The following is a 1469-nucleotide window of genomic DNA, read 5'->3' as shown; positions in this document are numbered from 1 at the left end:
TACAGCAAACGAAATCACAATTAATGATTTCGCACCTGCAGAAGAACTTGCAGTTACAAATAGTCGTGTTGATGGTCTTGAAGCTAGACTTAACGACTTTGAAGCTGGTTCATTCTCAACAACAACAACTGCATCTTTCTCTGTAGATATGGCAATTGGTGCTGTTGATGGTAACACCACTAGCGAAGCTCTTACAGCTGTCTACGGTTACCAAATGGATCTTTCAACATCATTTACTGGTGAAGATACTCTTGCAGCAGCTCTTAAAGCTGGTTCTAACCAATCTGCACTTGCTCAATTAGATTTGAACTCTACAACTAATGACGCATTAACAGTTGATGGTATTAGTTATACATTCCCATTAGGAGATAAGCTAACAGTTTTAGTTGGTGATTCAACAAGTGGTAGTGCTCTTTACAGTACAGCTTGTGTATATGGTGGATTCACTAATACACTTGATGATTGTGGTAACTTCTCTACTGCTTTCACAGCAACAGGTCACGCAGTAGCTGGAACAGTTGGTTTCTCTGCAGCTTATGACATCGGTAATGGATTTACTGGTGCTGTTGGTTATAACGGTCAGGGATCTGATGCCGCTGGACTAGGTACTATAGAAGGTACAGACTTCGTTGGTGGTCAGCTTACATATACAGCTGATAACTATGGTGTTTCTATCACTTATGCAGACTTAGATGTTGCAACAGGATGGGGTCTAAACGGTTACTATACTTTCGCAAGTAATCTTCCTTCAGTCAGTGTTGGATACGAATTCGGTGAAGTCGAGCAAGTTGGAGCTGATGATCAAGAGACAACTCAGTGGTTTGTTGGACTTCAGTGGGACGAGCTCGGAAATGGAACTCTTGGAGTTGCATTGGGCTCTGATGGACCACAGAATGAAGGCGTTGATGAAGACATGGCCTATGAAGTCTTCTATACTTACAATGTTAACGATAGTATGACTATCACTCCTGCTCTATTCATCATTGAACATAACCAAGCTGGAGCAGAAGACGAAACAGGTGTTGTAGTAAAAACATCATTTAGTTTCTAAATCTTGAATCTAAATTAAAAATCTTACACACAAGAAGGTCTGCTTATCGCAGGCCTTTTTTATGCCTATTTTTTTTTTGTCTGATATGCACTACCAAATTTTTTAAAAAGTACTATTATATAGTTTGTAATCCTGTGTGAGGAACAAACAAATGAAACTTTTTCAGCGTTTGCTGGTAGCACCTGCAGCTTTAGGTTTATTGTCACCTATTTCTGCTAATGCTAATGAGGTTAACCTCAATGATATTTCAAATTACTCTGATGTAGAGAATATTGAATTAGCTGATTCTTTTAATAATAATCCATCAATTGAATCAACTTTATTGGCTGGTGGGGAAGGATTAGTTGATACTAGTTATGATGGTGGATTCTCAACAACAACAACTGCATCTTTCTCTGTAGATATGGCAATTGGTGCT

The 1469-nt window shown here is 38.9% G+C and carries 1 protein-coding gene and 1 pseudogene; both read left to right on the top strand.

Features of this window, described 5'->3' with window-relative positions; genetic code table 11:
• Positions 1 to 1051 (top strand): porin (locus EU91_RS00095; RefSeq protein WP_032525272.1); only part of this gene is annotated, 1051 nt, incomplete at its 5' end.
• 151 nt (positions 1052 to 1202) lie between these two features.
• Positions 1203 to 1469, top strand: a pseudogene (locus tag EU91_RS0108930) (porin); the annotation flags it as partial.

This window comes from Prochlorococcus marinus str. GP2 (assembly GCF_000759885.1).
GTDB lineage: Bacteria > Cyanobacteriota > Cyanobacteriia > PCC-6307 > Cyanobiaceae > Prochlorococcus_A > Prochlorococcus_A marinus_J.
This window is presented reverse-complemented; position numbering and strand designations above follow the sequence as displayed.